At 49.6% G+C, this 18,035-nt stretch carries 12 protein-coding genes and 1 CRISPR repeat array (1 of these 13 only partly in view); of the genes, 4 read left to right on the forward strand and 8 right to left on the reverse strand.

The genetic code is table 11. From position 1 onward, the window contains the following. From ACFSUC_RS13595 to recQ, 6 genes are all read right to left on the reverse strand, one after another. Positions 1 to 2,178: bifunctional diguanylate cyclase/phosphodiesterase (locus ACFSUC_RS13595; RefSeq protein ID WP_379930160.1), on the reverse strand; the 2,178-nt coding region annotated here is incomplete at its 3' end. 248 nt (positions 2,179 to 2,426) lie between these two features. Beyond that, positions 2,427 to 4,055: a hypothetical protein gene (locus tag ACFSUC_RS13600; RefSeq protein WP_379930161.1), complete on the reverse strand. Its 1,629-nt coding sequence runs from the start codon at positions 4,053 to 4,055 to the stop codon at positions 2,427 to 2,429. Then, on the reverse strand, positions 4,048 to 7,986 hold the full coding sequence (locus ACFSUC_RS13605; RefSeq protein ID WP_379930162.1) for a VWA domain-containing protein: 3,939 nt from the start codon (positions 7,984 to 7,986) through the stop codon (positions 4,048 to 4,050). The genes ACFSUC_RS13600 and ACFSUC_RS13605 overlap by 8 nt, the downstream gene beginning before the upstream one ends. Then, positions 7,983 to 9,488 carry a hypothetical protein gene (locus tag ACFSUC_RS13610; protein ID WP_379930163.1) on the reverse strand — a complete coding sequence of 502 codons (1,506 nt, stop codon included), beginning with the start codon at positions 9,486 to 9,488 and terminating at the stop codon, positions 7,983 to 7,985. Before ACFSUC_RS13610 ends, ACFSUC_RS13605 begins: the two co-directional genes overlap by 4 nt. Positions 9,489 to 9,792: 304 nt before the next feature. Further along, positions 9,793 to 10,518: an FG-GAP-like repeat-containing protein gene (locus tag ACFSUC_RS13615; RefSeq protein ID WP_379930164.1), complete on the reverse strand. Its 726-nt coding sequence runs from the start codon at positions 10,516 to 10,518 to the stop codon at positions 9,793 to 9,795. Between the two features lie 149 nt (positions 10,519 to 10,667). Next, the gene (recQ, locus tag ACFSUC_RS13620) at positions 10,668 to 12,455 is read right to left on the reverse strand and encodes a DNA helicase RecQ (protein WP_379930165.1); all 1,788 of its coding nucleotides are present in this window, start codon (positions 12,453 to 12,455) and stop codon (positions 10,668 to 10,670) included. Between the two features lie 127 nt (positions 12,456 to 12,582). Between recQ and ACFSUC_RS13625 the strand changes: the two genes are divergently transcribed. Both ACFSUC_RS13625 and ACFSUC_RS13630 read left to right on the forward strand, forming a co-directional pair. Further along, entirely contained in the window at positions 12,583 to 12,939 is a 357-nt protein-coding gene (locus tag ACFSUC_RS13625; protein ID WP_379930166.1) for an MmcQ/YjbR family DNA-binding protein, read from the forward strand. Between the two features lie 83 nt (positions 12,940 to 13,022). Further along, a complete protein-coding gene (locus tag ACFSUC_RS13630) occupies positions 13,023 to 13,673 on the forward strand; it encodes a glycoside hydrolase domain-containing protein (protein ID WP_379930167.1) in 651 nt (216 codons plus the stop codon). Here the strand turns inward: ACFSUC_RS13630 and ACFSUC_RS13635 are convergent. Further along, on the reverse strand, positions 13,639 to 14,163 hold the full coding sequence (locus ACFSUC_RS13635; RefSeq protein WP_379930168.1) for a hypothetical protein: 525 nt from the start codon (positions 14,161 to 14,163) through the stop codon (positions 13,639 to 13,641). The two genes, ACFSUC_RS13630 and ACFSUC_RS13635, sit on opposite strands and share 35 nt — an antisense overlap. Positions 14,164 to 14,299: 136 nt before the next feature. On the opposite strand from ACFSUC_RS13635, the gene ACFSUC_RS13640 reads away from it, so the two are divergent. Further along, the gene (locus ACFSUC_RS13640) at positions 14,300 to 15,004 is read left to right on the forward strand and encodes a glycerophosphodiester phosphodiesterase (RefSeq protein WP_379930169.1); all 705 of its coding nucleotides are present in this window, start codon (positions 14,300 to 14,302) and stop codon (positions 15,002 to 15,004) included. A gap of 55 nt (positions 15,005 to 15,059) precedes the next feature. Here ACFSUC_RS13640 and ACFSUC_RS13645 read toward each other — a convergent pair whose 3' ends face one another. Then, entirely contained in the window at positions 15,060 to 15,872 is an 813-nt protein-coding gene (locus tag ACFSUC_RS13645) for an alpha/beta hydrolase (protein WP_379930170.1), read from the reverse strand. Positions 15,873 to 16,322: 450 nt separating this feature from the next. Here ACFSUC_RS13645 and ACFSUC_RS13650 point away from each other — a divergent pair, with 450 nt between their 5' ends. Beyond that, positions 16,323 to 17,702: a Glu/Leu/Phe/Val family dehydrogenase gene (locus ACFSUC_RS13650; protein WP_379930171.1), complete on the forward strand. Its 1,380-nt coding sequence runs from the start codon at positions 16,323 to 16,325 to the stop codon at positions 17,700 to 17,702. Between the two features lie 165 nt (positions 17,703 to 17,867). After that, a CRISPR array of direct repeats spans positions 17,868 to 18,035; the repeat unit is 32 nt; unit sequence ATTTCAATCCACGCACTCACGTGGAGTGCGAC; it runs 2,518 nt beyond the window's last position.

The following is an 18,035-nucleotide window of genomic DNA, read 5'->3' on the forward strand; positions in this document are numbered from 1 at the left end:
TCTGGATGTGGATGCAGGACTCGATTGAAAGTAGTCATTCAGCATCTGCACCGACATCGGCCGGTAAAACAGGTATCCCTGAATCGTATGGCAACCCTGTTCATTGAGGAAGATCAATTGTTCTTCTGTCTCCACCCCTTCTGCCACCACTTCCAGCTGAAGCTGCTTGGAGACATGAATCATGGAGGAGATAATGACCTCATCCCGCTGATCCGCACGGATGCCGTCAATGAAGCTCTTGTCAATCTTGATCTTCTCCACCGGGAACCGTTTCAGATAACTGAGGGAAGAATACTGCGTTCCGAAATCGTCAATGGAGATGCGGACACCCATCTCTTGCAAACGCCGCAGCGATCCATAGTGTTCCTCATGCATGATCACATTTTCCGTAATCTCGATCTCCAGATAGCGGGCTTCCAGATCGGCTTCTTCCAGGGCATGTCGAACGGTCTCAATGAAGTCACCCTGTCTGAACAGATTGGCTGGGATGTTGACGGATACCGGTACCTTCAAATATTGCTTGTCTTGCCAGCGTTTGTTTTGCTTGCAGGCTTCCCCGAGCACCCAATGACTGATCGGAATAATGAGCCCGGTCTCCTCAGCCACCGGAATGAACTGTCCGGGACTGACAAAGCCTCTCTGAGGATGATTCCAGCGAATAAGGGCCTCCATACCACAGATCATGCCAGTGGAGCTGTCCATTTGCGGCTGGTAATGCAGCTCAAACTCTTCATTCTCCAGCGCTTTTCTCATTTCATTGGCCAGCTTGATCTTCTCCAGTGCATTATGCTCCATCGTCGGCTGATACACCTGGAAGGTATTCCCGCCTTGCGATTTCGCCTCATACATCGCCCTGTCTGCCTGCATGAACAACCGTTCCGCATTGCTTCCCTTCTCGGAAATCGCAATGCCGATACTCGGCGTCATGTAAATCTCGATCTGGTCGATCCAGAACGGTTCGTGAAACAGTTCAAGGAGCTGCGCGGCTACTTTGCTGGCCTTCTCAGGAGTAGGAAGGTGGTTGAAGAGCAAAACAAACTCATCTCCTCCCCGTCTTGCAAAGTCGATGTATCTCATTCCCTCACGATTCACAATTCGCTGTACGATTGCTTGAAGCAGGCGATCTCCAGCCAGATGGCCAAAGGTGTCGTTGACCGTCTTGAAGTGATCGATGTCGAACAGCATCAGCGTCACTTTAAACAGTCTGGATTGCTCCTGCTGCTTCATGGCCGCCTCCAGCTCACGCTCAAAATGATTGCGGTTGGATATGTCCGTCAACGTATCGACAAACGCCAAATATTCCAGCTTCTTCTCAGACTGCTGCAAATCCTGTGTACGCTTGTCCACGATTTTTTTCAGTCGATCGCGATTCCCCTGTAAATACAAAATAAACAACCCGATCATCATGATCAGCAAATATCCCAGAGAGCGAAGCTGCCAAAGCTGCTGTTCCACAGGAATCCACTTTTTGGACAAGGGATACGCCGCCATTTTCCACTCTCCGGACGGGATGGATATGCTGGCCGCAACGTTCCGTTTATCAAAGATCTGCGCATCTCCGTAGATGACTTCATTGTGATCATTGCATATGACCAGCCCGATTTCCTTGTTGGGCCCGATCACCGAGGCTTCTTCCAGCAGTGTATCCCAGTCCATGACAAGCCCGATCACGATCAATCTTCCATCCAGCCAGATCGCCTGACGCGAAATCAGTCCAGTCCCTCCCTGAATCAAATCGATGGGTCCTGACACATGAATTTGGTTGGAGGACAGAATCGCGTCCACTGACTCTTTCACAGTCGGTCTGGAATCTGCCAGCAGATCATAACCCAGCACTACTTCGTTGCCGACCCTGGGGTAGACATACTTGACCTTGCCATCGGGGAAAATGGCGGTATTCACAATACCGCTCGTATCGTTCATCAGATTCCACAGATATGTATCGATATCATAGTCCTCAATATCCGGTCCTACCGACAGCAGGAACGACTTGATTCCGCTGATGAAGGAAGCTTTCTTCTCGATGGTGGACTCCAAGGCTGCAGCGGTCGCAGTGAGCTCGGCTTCTGTCGATTGATACACTTGTTCGTGCAAGGTTTTTTGATAGAAATGCAAAAACACTTCCAGCCATAAAATGAGAATCGCAAGACAGCTTACGGCTACGATAAACTTTTTCATGCCATCCTCCGGTATGTAAAGCGTCGATATCCAGCCTGTGTGCTTCGCGTCGATAAAATGTTCATATCTCTACACCTCTAACGATGTCGAAAAATTGCGAAAACAGTCGAAACTTAGTCTATTTGTATTGTAGCATAATTAAGTTTTGCTGCCACTCATTTCTTTGGTTCACCTAAATTTTACAATCGCAAATTTCTCTTCATCCCTGTGTTTATGAGAGATGAACCGGAGGATGGCGGAGGATGAGATCAGGAGCGGCGTATTCGCCAAATGATCACAGCGGTGAGAAGGATGATTCCGACGGCAGCGCAGATGATCCAGATCCAGGTGGTTAATGACGAATCCGGTTCCCAGTTATACGTAGCGATATTCCCCGCCGTATCTTCAACCAGCAGCTCAAACGCCCCTTCCACATTCCCCATTTTAAAATATCCGTCTGGCTCCACCGCAATCGGCTGATTGTTCAGACTGACCAGATGCGTAGGCTCGACAAATCCACTGACGACCCCATTTGGAATTTCTGAATGAGCAGGAAGGGGTTGAATCAGTTCCAGACGCGGTGGTGTTCGATCGACAATCAAACGCTTGCTGTAAATCCGGTCATTGCCTGATTCATCGAACACGTACAACTCATAGACGTGGTCGCCCTCTTCCAATTCCACGGTAAAGGATTTCTCTTCACCAGCGGACATCTCCGCCTCTGCTATAATCCCCCAATCATCGTGAAGCTGAATACTGCTAGCCATCGAAACCTTCACCGTCACTTCTGCGGCCTTGAGATTGGTTCTCTCCCCTTCGACTGACCATTGCACCTCATCCAACTCCCAGTCTCTCTGCTGGTAGCGAACAGGTTCCGATGTTGCGATGGTCGAAACAGGCTGACCATCCATTAACAGATACAGGTTCACGATATACGTCCCATTCTCGTCCAACGTTGTTATCCACCATTGATTCCCGGTTTTGTCGCCTGCAACATCATAGGTGATCAAGTTGTCTCGTTTAGATGTCACGACGATCGGCTCGGCAGCCCCGTCCCGTTTGATCTCCGCTTGAACCGCATTCCATCCCGCTTCTTCACCGGATATGAAATCCACATGTAATTCTCCTTGAAATATCTCTTGATCCTTCAAGGAGAGCTGCACAAGCTGCTGTCCATTTTCCACGCTGAATCTCACTTTCGGATCGATTTCCAGCGGCTCATAGGGGTTAATTCCCGCTTTCAGATGAAGGCGATAGGTGCCATCTATTAACGTATCAGGCAGACGGATTTCGGCCTTCTCTGCTCGAAGTGGAACCTCATCGATTTGGATCTCGAGCTCTCGATCAATCGGCTTCACATACACGCCCAACATTCGATCTTCCTTTATATTTCCTGTATTCTTCCATTGCAAGGGAATAGTTTCATCCCTTTTCAACGAAATGGACGTGTTTTTAGGACTGATCCAGGACGTCTGTGGCTCTTCGACGGCATCCTTATCAGACAGCTGATACGTACCGGGTACGTCTGCAATGACTTCAAAGGTATATTTACCGGGTTTCGCCTCATGCACGAGCCAAAACAGTTTCTTGTCCACCCCGATCTGCAGATATTGTTCGTTTCCGTTAGCAGGCGTAATTTTTGTCCCGTCCGGCAAGATCAAATGAACGTCAAATTCATTATGATCGCTCTCGATGATAAACTGATGATTGAATTTCGTTTCTTGCAAGTATATAGACAGAAACCCTCCAGCATCAGATTGCAGCTGCAGATTCCCTTCCTCGGCCTGTAATTTCATGATCCCCGCCATAAAGCTGCAGGCTAACAGGGCCACCATGATAAAAAAGGTAATTTTAACTGGTTTCATGGTATAAGTTCGCTCTACACGTGATTCACTCATATGCCTCCAACTCCCCATTCTCCAAATTAAACTTGAAAACCAAGGCCTTGCCGATAAACGAATACCCTGAACGACTGAGCTCACTCGGTACGATCAACCATTTTGCTTTCACATTGACCTGAGGTCCACGTAAAGAACCCGAATGAAAGATCGAAAATCGATGATCTTGTAAAGGATCCTCATATATAAACGCCAATTTCCCATCCATTGCATAGCTGCCGAACAGTTCCTTCTTGATACCCGTTTCAAATAGATGCTGATTCATACGGAAATGTTGTTCGCTCATTGTAAATCCTAAAAATTTCGTTTCCGCCTTGCCTGTTGCTTCCCAGCTTTCCTCGGCAAAATTCTTGATTCCCAATTGCCCCTGTAGTTCTATGAGTGACAGATCGGAAGAAATACGGAATGGATGCTGATGCAAAATCTTGATTTCATTCAACTTGTACAGGAAGGGCATAAAGGTATCCACAATGGTACCAAATCCAACGTCCAAACGAGCTTCACTGGATGAGCTCCAGTCTACGAGTAAACCGGCTCGATTGACAGTCAGACCGGATGCCCCCAGAGGATAATTGCCCGTCAGGGTCACACCGAGCGCCTTGAGACCACCCTCTTCAAATCCAACGGTCACCTCTCCCCCAGATACAGGACCTCGGGACAGGTTGTTCCTTAAGAAAGTGATTCCTTTTAGCCCTCCGGAAAGCCTCAATTTGTTTTTCTTGAATTGATAATCGACTTTTAACGAAGGATTATGCACCAGGAGCAAATCAGCAGAGCCAATTTGCGGCCATTCGACGGCCCCGTTTAATGTTACATTATCCTGTTCAAATCCGGCTTGAACACTGAAATTGGGTACTGCCGGGATTTCGATGAATCGCATGACGCCGGTATGGCGCTGCAAATCATGAAAGGCACTCCATCCTGATAAAGCAGCCTTGCTTTGGAGCTTCCCTGGTCGCTCCGAATGTTGAGCTGTATATGTCATTTCAGCCAGCATGAATTCCAGACCGAATCGCTGGTAAGTCAGCTTGTCCGACCCTTGGTAAGAGAGACTGAAGGATTCACCATACTCCTTCACTTTCATCGCATATTGAGGATGAACAAGTGTGGCCAGCTTAGCCTGACCTCTCACAATTTGTTGTCCGACAAATGGAAGCTGCGTTTCATCCACGGCAAGTTCAAGCCCTTCAAAGTTCAGCTCCGTTCGTTTTTTCAACCGCATCTGATCCGACCGACCTGATGGATAGAGAAAATGATCCACGGACGGATTTCCAACGATCTCAATGTCTTCGCCTTGCGTCTTGAACGTTCTGCCATAAACCGTCGCCCAGCCAAACTTCACCGACTGCATCATCCCGGGCTCCAGAATATGAATCATGGCCTGGTCATGCTCGCCTCGCTCTCCATAAAGCGTAATCGGGTAGTTCCCTTCCTTTAAATGCGCTGGCAGCGAAAAGGTCAATCTATGCTCATCCACTCGCTGAAAGTCTTGAATGGATAACTTGCCCAGCATGACTCGATTCACTCGATCCATCCCTTTTCCTTCCAGCGTGACCTTCACTCCCTTGCTCTCATGCACATGCACAGCCTTTGGAGAAACGGATTGAATAAACATCTGACGGGAATCCAGTTCAACCGGCTCCGCTAACTCTTCTTCACTACAAGAAATCAGGCAATAGGTTTTTGCAGATGCCCACTGATCTTTATAAAACAGCTCTACTTTATGCTCCCCCGGTATTTTCATATCCAATTGATAGGTTAGTCGATAGGTTTGTTCCAGTGTGGCTGCTACTTCTCCAAAGCCGTCCAGAATGGCGTTCAAATTTGGAGCGGCAATAAACTTTCCTCCTGTGGATGCCGCGATTTCGGAAAGGGTATCGTAACCTGCCCCAAATCCGACCGCATATACGGGCGTACCGGACTCCACAGCCAATTGAATAATACCGGCTCTCGTATCCTGCAAAGCAAAATGCTCATCTTCACCATCTGTGAAGATCAGAACAATCCGTTGTCCTGATCGGCCTGCCATACGATCGATTTCATACGTCAAAGCCTGTGTAATGTCTGTCCCCCCGCTGATGGTCAATCCAAGAGAGGCCGCGGTCAATGCCTGACGATCATCAGTCAAATCCTGTATCAAATCCGGGAAGTCGCTGAATGCGACCAACTCTGCTTGTTCAAAAGGCTGAAGATTTTGTACAAAGCTGGCTGCCGCTTGACGCGCAAATGTAAGTCGATCTCCTTCCATGCTTCCACTCACATCCATCACCAGTCCAACTGATCGCTGGCGGTGGACCGTTTCATCTAGCTTCTCCAGTTTGAATTCATCCACTGAGAGCCCCTGATCCAGGAGCGCCAAATCTGCTTCCTTCAGTTTCTGGATATTCTCTGTTCGCAGATACACGACGATTTCACCATCATCCGAGGCTTCAATATTCGTGATTGCTACATGCTCGATATCCGCATAACGAAGCTGCTCCTGCAAATGATAGGCGAAGCTTTCATCCTCTACACTCATTCTCGATTCTCTTTGCGGAGCATGCAGAAGATGAAAGGCCTCCTTGCGCAATTCAATTTGACGGGTTCGTTCTGTCGTATCCAGAACCTGTCCGCCGGTCAGCTCTGGCAGCTGTTCCAGTTGGTGCAGGACTCGTTGTTCGGAAACAGTCATTTGATCCGCTTTTTGTTTCAACCGGTGGATGTAGGCAGCGGACGATTCGGAATCGCCATCATTGAAAAAATAACGGGCCATACGCGCATCAATGATAAAAGAAGGTTCCCCTCCCTCTTCCAGAGGTTCTAACAAGGCATACGCCAGTTCGTTAGACAGTGTCTCACCGATCCAACCTTGTTCATTGTCATCTGTGGATGACGCTAGCACTTCGTCCAAAGAGCCTTGTTCTTCTCCCTCTTTCTGGACAGCAGCTTTCAGGCGTTCCTTCGCCTTGCTCTCAGCCCGCTGCACCGCAACCTGATACTGGGGAAGCATCCTCGCTGAAGGGCCTGGCTCTATTTTTCCGCTCATATACAGTTCACTTAATGCAGCGATAGATTCGCTATCTTGTGGATATGATTGAACAAGATCCACAAGCAGCTGTTCAGCCCGTTCATAATCCCCATTGTACAGACTGGCCTTAGAAAGTGTTCGAATCACGAAAGGCTGCTGAATCTGCTTTTCCTCACTCTTTGATATGGCCTCCCTATAGTCATCCATCCAACTGGTGACATGCATGCCATCCAAGTATTGAATGCGGTTCATCGCCAGCACTGCAACCATATCCAATTCAGCCACGTTCCATTCTGACAATGATTCGCTGGTTCGTTCCCTCATCTCTTGCAGTTGTGTTGTGAAAGACTCCTGCCATTTGGTCTTATCCATCTTATCCTCAGCAGATCCAATCTCTTGTGCCATATCTGACGTATCTGACGTATCTGATGTATCTATCCTATCTGACGTATCTGCCACATTCATTTTTCGTTGTACCTGTTCGAGCCACGCTGTCACCATTGCCGGCTTCACATAACGGAGATGATCTGAATCCTCTGACGTTTCCTGTAAAAGTCGATAACCACGAACTAGTTGTTCATCTTGGATATAGGCCAAAGCTAAAAGAGCTTTGCTATCGATTGACGGATGCTTTTCCCAATGCTCCTTGAGGGCCATGATGGCAAAGAGCGAATCGTCATGCTCAAGCCAGTATGCAGCCTGATAGAGATACACTTCCTCGGGAACATCGAGATCATGGGTGGTGCTGTATGTAGAGGAAATCTGCCCTGCGGCAATGCCCGCTATGATCAACGTACACACGATCCAGCCCATCCACCGAAGCCAACCGCTAGCGGATCTGTAACGGTACAGGCTATACCAAATGGTGCAGGCACTTGCCAGGGAAACGATGAAAAGTAAGTACATCATCCATACGTGACTCATACGTCTACCTCCTGGTGCGACTCTTGTTTGCGTTTGATGTGGATGCCCGTACTCAAGATCCCCACCCCTATCCACATGCCCAAGAAGAGGGTCACCTGTACTCCGGTCGTGAGCCAAGAATAGCCGATCAACCCCGTCTCGGTTCCTCCCAGCCGGATACTGCTAACATAGGAAAGGAGGGTGGTAAGTATAAAGCCAATGATGAGGCCACTTTTCCATTCTTTCTTTCCTTTTGCACGTGCCCACCTCCAGATGGCGAACAACCCGCATATGATAAACGCATAGGTGTGCCATGCACCCGTCAAGGTTTCCACGAACGCGGACTGAGAGACTTCATCTACTTGCCATTCAAAAGAACCGCCCCATAGTACATGCTGCTCACCATGGGGAAGATTCAGCCATGTCGTTAGCTCACTCCCTTGTACTCGCCATGTCCCCCCTATAGCAAACAGGCAAGCCTGAATGACAAATGCCGGATACAAAAACCAGAAATACGGGTCTGAGGCATATTGGTTCCACTGATTCGCGATGGAAACAAGAGGCTGCTCATAAAAGAAAACCGTGCTGGACAGACGCCAGACCCATGGGATCAGCACCCCCACAACAAAGAGAATCAAGGTCGTAACCAGTAGGACTTGCTTGGCAACTGAAGCATATCGGGCATGTATGGAACGATGTTTGCCAAATGCATATCTTGTCACATTCGCAATCGTAAACATCAAGCTTGCATGGAACCACAATTGAACGAAGTTGATCTGCTGTTCTATCCGGTAACCTGCCAGCAGATCTCCTTCTATCCAATGGAATGATGACTGACCCACATAAGCAATCACGGCCGTGATCAAGCCATACATCAGTGACTGTAAAGCCATGATCATGTATCGCTGCCATGGCGTGCGTGCCTCCAATTCAATGGCGAAGGAGCCTCTTTTTCTCCCCCACATGTCTAACAATGGATACATGCCGAAAAACAATACGGTAAAGACAAGCAGGCCGCTCACGAAAGGAAGTTGATATTGCAGCGATCCCACGTGCTGCGTTTGTGTTTCCGTATAGGTATACCAATCTGTATACAGCGTGCCTCCGTGCAGCTGAATCCAGGCCTGCCATAGATCTGATCCATGCTGTTTGGCAGCCTGAAGGGACTGTGCTGTGTTTAGCGACAAGTTTGCCTGATAGATACGATATATCCAGTCTTCCATCCACGAGGAAGTTCGAGTTAGCCATGACAAGATCAAGGACAGGAGAAAGGATAACCCCAAGCCCATCACAACCGGAGCGGCTATCCCCCAAAGCAATCGCTTGTTTGCCTGACTCCACGCCATAATATTTCGAAACAAAATCGGACCCGGATTGAACCGAACCTCTTTCTTTTCATTTAATGACTGATTATTCGGCACGGATGTAGTCAGTCGCGTACCACACTGCGAGCAGAACTGAACTTGACCTTCCTCCGATTGGCACTGGGGACATTTCATTGTAGAATCATTTCCTCTCTGCATGTACATTCCTGCTGCTAGATCCAACGATGATCTCGGTCTTGGCAAGCTGTGTTTCAATGAATCTATGTATCTATGTATCTATGTATCTATGTATCTATGTATCTCTATTCATTTCAACGAGAAGGCAATAAAAAAACCTAAACAAATCACCCGAACTCTTCGTTCGCGCATCCGTTTAGGTGGTGCTTCCAACCCGAGACCTGTCATGAACTTGTATATCCAGCTATTTCCTGTATGTTAGCTATAGTCTACGACATCTGCCAGAGACCGTCAACCTGATGTTCGGCCTTTGCATTCACGGGCTTCAACCCGGGATTTGGACCGCTTGCACGAGCGGAGAGAAGCCATTCCCCTGCCATTTCAAGGTGTTCATCATATAGCCAAGTGAATCGGCATTGTAGCGTCCCGCTATTTTCTGGTATGCCTGCAGTTCATCAAGGCCATCCCGCTGCAAATCCACCGGAATAAGGGCACTTAGTGGATTGACAAAGCCTTCAATCGGCTGCTTGAGCTGTCCGTCAGGCTCATAGATTTCATTCAAATATTCCGGGCCCTTGTACTGGATGTCGAGCATATAGACTTTTGCGGGAAGCTTGCTGGAGACCCTGACCCTGTACCCGTCAACATAATCCACCTTGTAGCTATACGTCTGATTGTAGACCGCGGAATCGAAAGTGTTCCGGTAGTGCTGTTGAAAATACGTGTAGACATAGTCGTTCGTCGTTGCTCCTGATCCGCCTGTGTCGATTCGTACGAGGATATCTTTCACCTGATTGCCTGTGAAATCGCCCAGGTATACGGTAGGTTGATAGCCGCTGTTTTCAGGCAGACGTATCGATTGTACCGTTCTCGTTCGTCCATCCCGGATATGAAGGGTGATCGCTATTAAATAGGCCGCATCCGGCGCGTATTTCTGTCCGGTGAGATAGACGAGATCAGGTACGCCGTCTCCGTTCACGTCTCCCACCTGTTGATCCAGTACGCGCTGTTGAACAGCCAACCTCGGTCTTGCCGGTACATGCAGTCTCACTTTCCTCACTCTCCCTTGTCTCTGCGGAATCTCCGCTCACTGACGTGCTGAAAGTCTGGATGAGTTAGGTTATGCAGAGACCAGAAGGTGGGTGAGTGTCCCAAGCATGAGGATGCCTGCACGGAACCGATGATCCACCAGCGTGTTCATCAGGGAGCGGTCTGCCGGAAACGACGAATGATTTCCAGGAAATCGTCACCATACTTCTCCAGCTTGACTGTCCCCATCCCCTTTATGTCCAGCATGTCAGCCTTGCTGACCGGAAGTCTCTCGCTCATCTCGCGAAGCGTCGCATCGTGGAAGATCGTAAAAGGCGGAATCCGGTACTGCTGAGACAACGTCTTGCGCAAGCTTCTCAATTCTTCAAACAGCGATTCATTCACTACCGCATAGTCCGACTGCGTGACAACAGGCTGCACGACTCTTTTCATATACACTTTTTCATCGGACAACAGCACGGATTTGGCCTTCGCTGTAATTTGCAGCACCGGATAGGCGCTGTCAGACAGCTTCAGGTACCCGTCGACAATGAGCGATTGAATGAGCTGAACCAGTTCTTTTTCCTTGTAGGTCGACAGGATGCCATAGGTGGACAATTGAGACAGTCCGAGCTGGCGCACCTTCTGATCGTTGGCCCCTCTCAGCACTTTGGCGGTCAAAGTCACGCCGAAACGCTGCTTCATCTTCACCACACAGGAGAAAATCTTCTGTGCCTCGGTGGTCACATCGACGGTCTCCCGATCATCGGTGCAATTGCTGCATTTGCCGCAAGGCTCTGCTGTCCGGTCTCCGAAGTAATACACGATATGCTGCTGCAGGCAATGGGAGGTATGGCAGTATTCCACCATCTGATGAAGATTTCGGTACTCACTCTTTGTGCGTTCCTCATCAGTCTCGGACTGTTCGATGATGTATTTCTGTGTCATCACATCCTGAGGACCATAGAGCAGGATACAATCTCCGGCATCGCCGTCCCGTCCGGCACGTCCTGCCTCCTGATAATAGGACTCGATATTTCGCGGCATGTTGTAATGCAGAACATAGCGTACATTCGACTTGTCGATGCCCATACCAAAGGCATTCGTTGCGACCATTACGCTGATGCGATCATACAAAAACTGCTCTTGGGCCTCCAGACGCGCTTCATCCTCTATCCCGGCATGATATACCCCTGCTGCGAGGCCATGCTGATTCAAATAACGGGCGCATTCCTCCACTTCCTTGCGGGTCGACGCATAGATGATGCCGGATTCATCGGCATGCTTGCGCACATAATCGAGCAAGAAGGAGCGTTTGTCGACTCCCCGAAATACCTGGAACGTCAGATTCTCTCTGGCATATCCGGTCGTCACCCGCAGCGGATCGTGCAGTTGCAATCCCTCTGCGATATCTTGTTTAACCCGATCGGTAGCCGTAGCTGTAAAGGCTGCAATAATCGGGTGGGATGGCAGTTTGCGGATGCTCGCCGCAATATGCATGTAGCTCGGACGGAAGTCATGTCCCCATTGCGAGACACAGTGTGCCTCATCCACTGCTACGAGCGGAATCGTGAGCGAGGCCAGTAGTTCCATGAAGAAAGCGGATTCCAGCCGTTCTGGTGCAATGTATAGCAAACGGTATTTTCCTTGCCTCAGCCCTCGTGTACGCTGCTGAATCTCTGGCAAGGAGTGGGTGCTATTTATAAACGTCGTAGGGATGCCGGCCGCCTCCAGCGCATCGACCTGATCCTTCATCAGGGAGATGAGCGGTGAGATGACGACGGTTACCCCTTCGAACAAGAGGGCGGGAATCTGATAGCATAACGACTTGCCTGCCCCGGTTGGCATCACGGCCAGCACGTCACGGTGTGCGAGGATACTTTCGATGATCTCATGCTGTCCCGGCCGGAACGCATCATAGCCAAAATACGTCTTCAATACTTGTCTAGCCTGATTCATAACGTGCCCCTTTTCCATTTTATTTCCGTATAGGGATAGTGTATCATAACAGCAACGAGACCGGCGGACGTCCTGATTGCACCTCAAGAGCCGGCCCTCATCCCACTGAGAAGGAGGAAGCATGCAAATGATCCGACACGAGGACATTCAGCAGTATGTCAGTACCAAGCCAGGGTTTGAGGTGAAGACGCCTTTCGACCCGGATCTTCCCGTTTTATATGTCGGCAGCAAGATGTTTGCCATATTAGGCATGACGGAAGGGGAAGAGAGTGTAAGTCTCAAATGCGATCCGGAAGAAGCGTTCATGCTTAGACAGCAGTATCCTGGCGTCGTATTGCCAGGCTATCATCTGAACAAGCGTCACTGGAATACGGTGCGATTAACCGGAGTCGTACCGGATGAGGAGCTGTGGAAGATGGTAGATGATTCGTACATGCTGGTCTATAGCAAGCTTCCAAAAAAGGAAAGAGACGCGATCACCTGATGCGCCGTCACCTTGCCTGCTTTTGTGCATAAAATAGGAGCATACCTATTGACAGTCATGTACAAAGAAGGAGAGGATGACCGATGGCCGGGGAAAAATGGGGTGTGGATTCTGCCTCACCCGTAACGGAAAATTTATATCAATGTGTGAACGAACAGTTCGGACAGCCTGCTTTTTGGGGCAGATATATCAAGCGCGTGGAAGGGTATGCAGACGGATTGACGTTGCAGGAGATTCGATTCCTTCAGGATAAGGGGATTCGGATCTTGCCGATTTATAGTGACTTTCGGAATGCAACAGGTTACCGAAGTGGCAAGGTGACTGCGAGAAATGCGATCTATCACGCCAGGCTCTTGAACATGCCTGCCGGTGTATTTCTGTTTGCCAATATCGAGCATTTCTTTGAGGTGGATGAAAGTTGGCTGCGGGGCTGGGTAGAAGCCATGTATCCAAGCGGCTATCGGCCCGGGTTTTATCATGATCCTGCCAGGGGCCCTTTTGCAGAAGCCTACTGCAGGGCAGCCAGCCAGGACCCGCTCGTTCGAGAGCAAGCCGTCTTGTGGAGTGCATCCCCGCTTCCAGGTCCATCCCCTGCCAGCCAGGCTCCCAAATTTCAGCCTGCCAAACCGGCATGCGGGGCTAACGTATGGGCCTGGCAATATGGCAAGGATGCGGAAGCCTGTCCGATCGATACCAATCTTATGGACAAGAAACTGTATCGTCACTTGTGGTAATCCACGGAAGCGATGACGGAGGCTGATCCAGTGACGGGAGTGCAATCACGGCCATCAGTCTGACGGATTCGACCCAGCTTTGCAGGGTGATCAATCCCTGGTTCTCGTCATAACGGACCGCCGCGGCATAAATATCTGTGCTTCCGTCCAGATGCTCCGCCCAGATGGCCAGGGATGGCAGGGATGGCAGGGATTCGGGGTATTTCAAGGATTCCGGGGATTTCAGGGACGGCAGACAGACCGGTTCTGTCTCTGACGCGATAGAGAGCCACGAATCAGATACCGAAACCAATACTTCAAATCTGCCCATCAAATTGGTTCGGATCTTCTTCGGGTATCCAATCACCCGATAGCCGGACAACCAGAGACGGGAGATAGGGATCTCCTCCACTTCCAGCTTCACTTCTTCCGCTAGGGACGGCACGACTTTCTCTTCCATATTCTTGCCTGTTGATTCGGTATGTATATCCAAGCATGGTGTTCGATTCATTTCCATCACTCCTTCAGAGACAACCCCAAAATTGCGCGATTTTTTCTTATTTTTCCATCCTAGCACAGAAGACTGAACAGATACTGAACAAATGACAGATATTCATCATGAAACCATCTCTGACTGGAGGTACTGTATGACCATTCGAGGCGTCGCCCACCGGGGCTATCCGAAGAAATATCCCGAAAATACCATGAGCGGCTTTCAGGCTGCGCTGGACTTGCAATACGATCACCTGGAGCTGGATGTTCATTTGAGCAAGGACGGAGTTCCCGTCGTTATTCATGACCCGACTGTGGATCGTGTGACCAATGGCACCGGCTATGTACAGGATTTTACACTCGCTGAACTGAAGCAGCTCGTCGTAAAGGACGTGGAGCGCATCCCGACCCTGGAGGAAGTGCTCTCACTGGTGAAAGGTCAGATCATCGTAGATATTGAGCTGAAGCAAGCTGGAGCTTATGCCCCCAAGCTGGAGGAGCAGACTTTGGAAGTCGTTCAGAAGCTGGATATGCTGGACGAGGTGTTCTTCACCTCCTTCGATCATTATGCGATGCTGAAGCTGCGCAGCCTGTCTGCTGATGCCCAACTTGGCATCATCAACTATGGCTGCACACCGAGCGCGTTCGATTTTCTCAAGCAAATCAACGGGCAATATTTGTCGATGAATCATGTGTATTTCTCGGAATATTATTTACATGAATGTGTAGATCGAGGCATTCAGCTCATTTTGTGGACGGTGGATCAGGCGGCGCGCATGGAAACGCTAAGCGCCTATCCGGATCTGCTGGTTTGTACGAACGAATTAGAGAGATGGAAGCCATTCGGAACAGATCGTTAACGAAGAAGAAGCCACCAGCACCTTTGTACCATCGGGTGCTAGTGGCTCTTTCTATTCAGGACAGCAGCCAGGCCAGGGCACCGGGAAATCGCTGCGCCCATGCGGTTTCATTATGGGGAGCCCCTTCTTCGATGACAAATGCCAACTGATCCTCCCCGTATCCCGCTTTTTTCAGGCGTGCGTACTGGCCTTCGGCACCGCTGACATAGATCTGCGGAAACGCTGCCAGTTCTGCATTGCTTGTTTCCTCGGTTCCGATATCCGTGTAAATCTTCATATGTTTGTAATGGGGCTGCTGTTCGAGGAATGCATAATACGCTTCTGTTTGGAACCAAACCGCAGTGGAGAACGCCCCGATGCCCGAATAAACGTGTGAATACGTCAATCCGGTGTACATAGAGATCATGCCCCCCATGGAACTGCCCGCAATCAGCGTGTGTTCCCGTTCCGGACGCGTCCGATAATGCCCATCGATGTGAGATTTCAGCGTAGTCGCCACGAATTCTGCATATAGCGCCCCTTCCCCACCTGCATCCTGCTCGATATCGCTTTTCATCTCTCGCAGCACAGAGGATGACCATGGCGAATATTCATTGTACCGGGTCAGCCCATGACCACAGTCTATCCCCACCACGATCCATCCTTCATCCTCCTGCCTTGCAAATCGCTGGTTCATGGTCTCATGTACATGCCATGACGTGCCGTACGCAGAGGTACTGGCGTCAAATACATTCTGCCCATCCTGCATATAGAGGACGGGATACCGCTTCGAGCTGGTTGCATAGTCTGGGGGCAGGTATATTCGAATGGTCCGCTCCCGGTTTTGCAGCTGCGGCATGTTTATCTGAAAGGTATGAATGGTCGACATTTCCCGGTCTTCCCTTCTCTTTTAATCTGTTTTCTTTTCTCTTTTTACTGCTTGCTCTTGCTTGCTCTTGCTTGCTCTTGCTTGCTCTCGCAACTACTCTCTTACTTCTTCCTTTCTCATATTCTACTGCTTTGGAGGACGAGTTGGCGCAATTCTGGCATCCCATACGTAACCTTGGAGCGAGGCAATCACTAGGTTTCCTATCACTAGGTTTCCTTGTTCTTTTCGACAGGAGCCAATCATTTCCTTTTCCTGCACACTCGCACGCTGGGAGCTGCACGGACTTACCCTCTTTCGAGACGATAATCCGTCGTCTGAAAGTTGGAAAAGTTAGGATTGAACACCATTTCTGTGTTAGACTCTAATCGTATACGCAATTCTAAGTTTCACGATGAACGGACACGTTTATATGAGGTACGACAATGAAGATTTACAGGAGGTAAGTTGAATATGGCCTATCAAACAGAACGCATTGTGGAGCAATCGCTAAATGCGCTTTATGAAGACAGTGGCTTTTTACCCGATCTGCAACAGGATGGGCGCAAACGGACCTTCACGTCCATTGCGGCCATTCTCAATACCTCAAACCGGATCAACAAGTCCTTTTTGCGCATTCCGCTGGAGAATGGCGAAATTGTACGTATTCCCGCCTTTCGCGTCCAGCACAATGATACCCTCGGTCCTTACAAGGGGGGCATTCGCTTTCACGAATCGGTAGATGAGGGTGAGGTCGTGAATCTCGCTGCGCTGATGACGCTAAAAAATGCGCTACACGAGATTCCTTTTGGCGGGGGCAAGGGCGGAGTCGTTATCAACCCTCGACATTTCTCTGAAAAAGAGCTCTATATGATCTGCAAGAAGTATGTGCAGTATTTTGCCGATATTCTCGGCCCAGACAAGGATATCCCGGCCCCGGATATGGGAACGGGAGAACGCGAGATGGACTGGATGATGGCGGAGTACAAGAGTATTAACCCTGGCAAGCCGTACCGGGGAAGCTTCACGGGCAAGAGTGTGGGCAACGGTGGATCACTGGGACGGAGAGAAGCGACAGGCAAGGGCGTATATTTCACCCTTCGCTATATGCTGACTGATTTTCTGACAGAGCATAACAAATGGCTGGAGTCCAATGCCAACCGCTATACCCTCACCGCTACCCAGCATTCAAACCGTTCCTTGAAGCTGGCAGTACAGGGCTTTGGAAATGTCGGCTCGGTTGCAGCCCTGGAGGCATACCATTGCCAGCACCTTCAGAACAAGATTGTCGCCGTCAGCGATCGCAACGTCACGCTGTATAATCCCGATGGGCTGAACATTCCGGCTTTGATAGATTATGTAGCCCGCCATCAGCAGGATCTTCCTACGACCGAAGCACAGTTGCAACAATTTGAATTGAAAGCTGACATCCTCGATCGGGAAGCCGTGCTTTATGCGGATGTAGATGTGTTGGTGCTCGCTGCGCTCCAGGATCAGATTCATCAGAACAATGTGGACAAGGTCAAAGCCAAGATTATCGTGGAAGGAGCAAATGCGCCTGTCACCGGAGAAGCCGACCAGATTTTTCATGACAATGGCGTCATTGTGATCCCTGATATTCTGGCCAATGCCGGAGGGGTGATCGTCTCCTATCTGGAATGGCTGCAAGGTCGCGAAACGCAGTTCTACAGTCTGGAGGAAGTCTACAAGCAGCTACAGGACAAGATGCGTGCCACGCTCGAGGCACTGCTCCCTCCATTTTTCGGAGGCACGCGCTCGCTTCGCGAAAACTGTTATATCCATGCTGTTATGAAGCTGTCCAAAATGCTGTACCGTCACGGCAAGTTATATTAAGTTGTATGCGCTAATCTTTTTCATGCTATAGTCCCCATTCATTCGGGGACTTTTTTTGTTCCAAAGAGTGGGAACCAAATGAACATGTTCAGTGCATTCACTGGTTCCTATTCACTCACGTGGAGTGCAACCTGTCACAGCCGCGGATGATTTTCAGAAAGCGATATTTCAATCCACGCACTCACGTGGAGTGCAACCTGTCACAGCCGCGGATGATTTTCAGAAAGCGATATTTCAATCCACGCACTCACGTGGAGTGCGACGCAGAGTATTTGCAGGAGAGTTTGTTATTGTTGAGATTTCAATCCACGCACTCACGTGGAGTGCGACGAA

The sequence above is a fragment of the Marinicrinis sediminis genome (assembly GCF_042685085.1).
GTDB lineage: Bacteria > Bacillota > Bacilli > Paenibacillales > KCTC-33676 > Marinicrinis > Marinicrinis sediminis.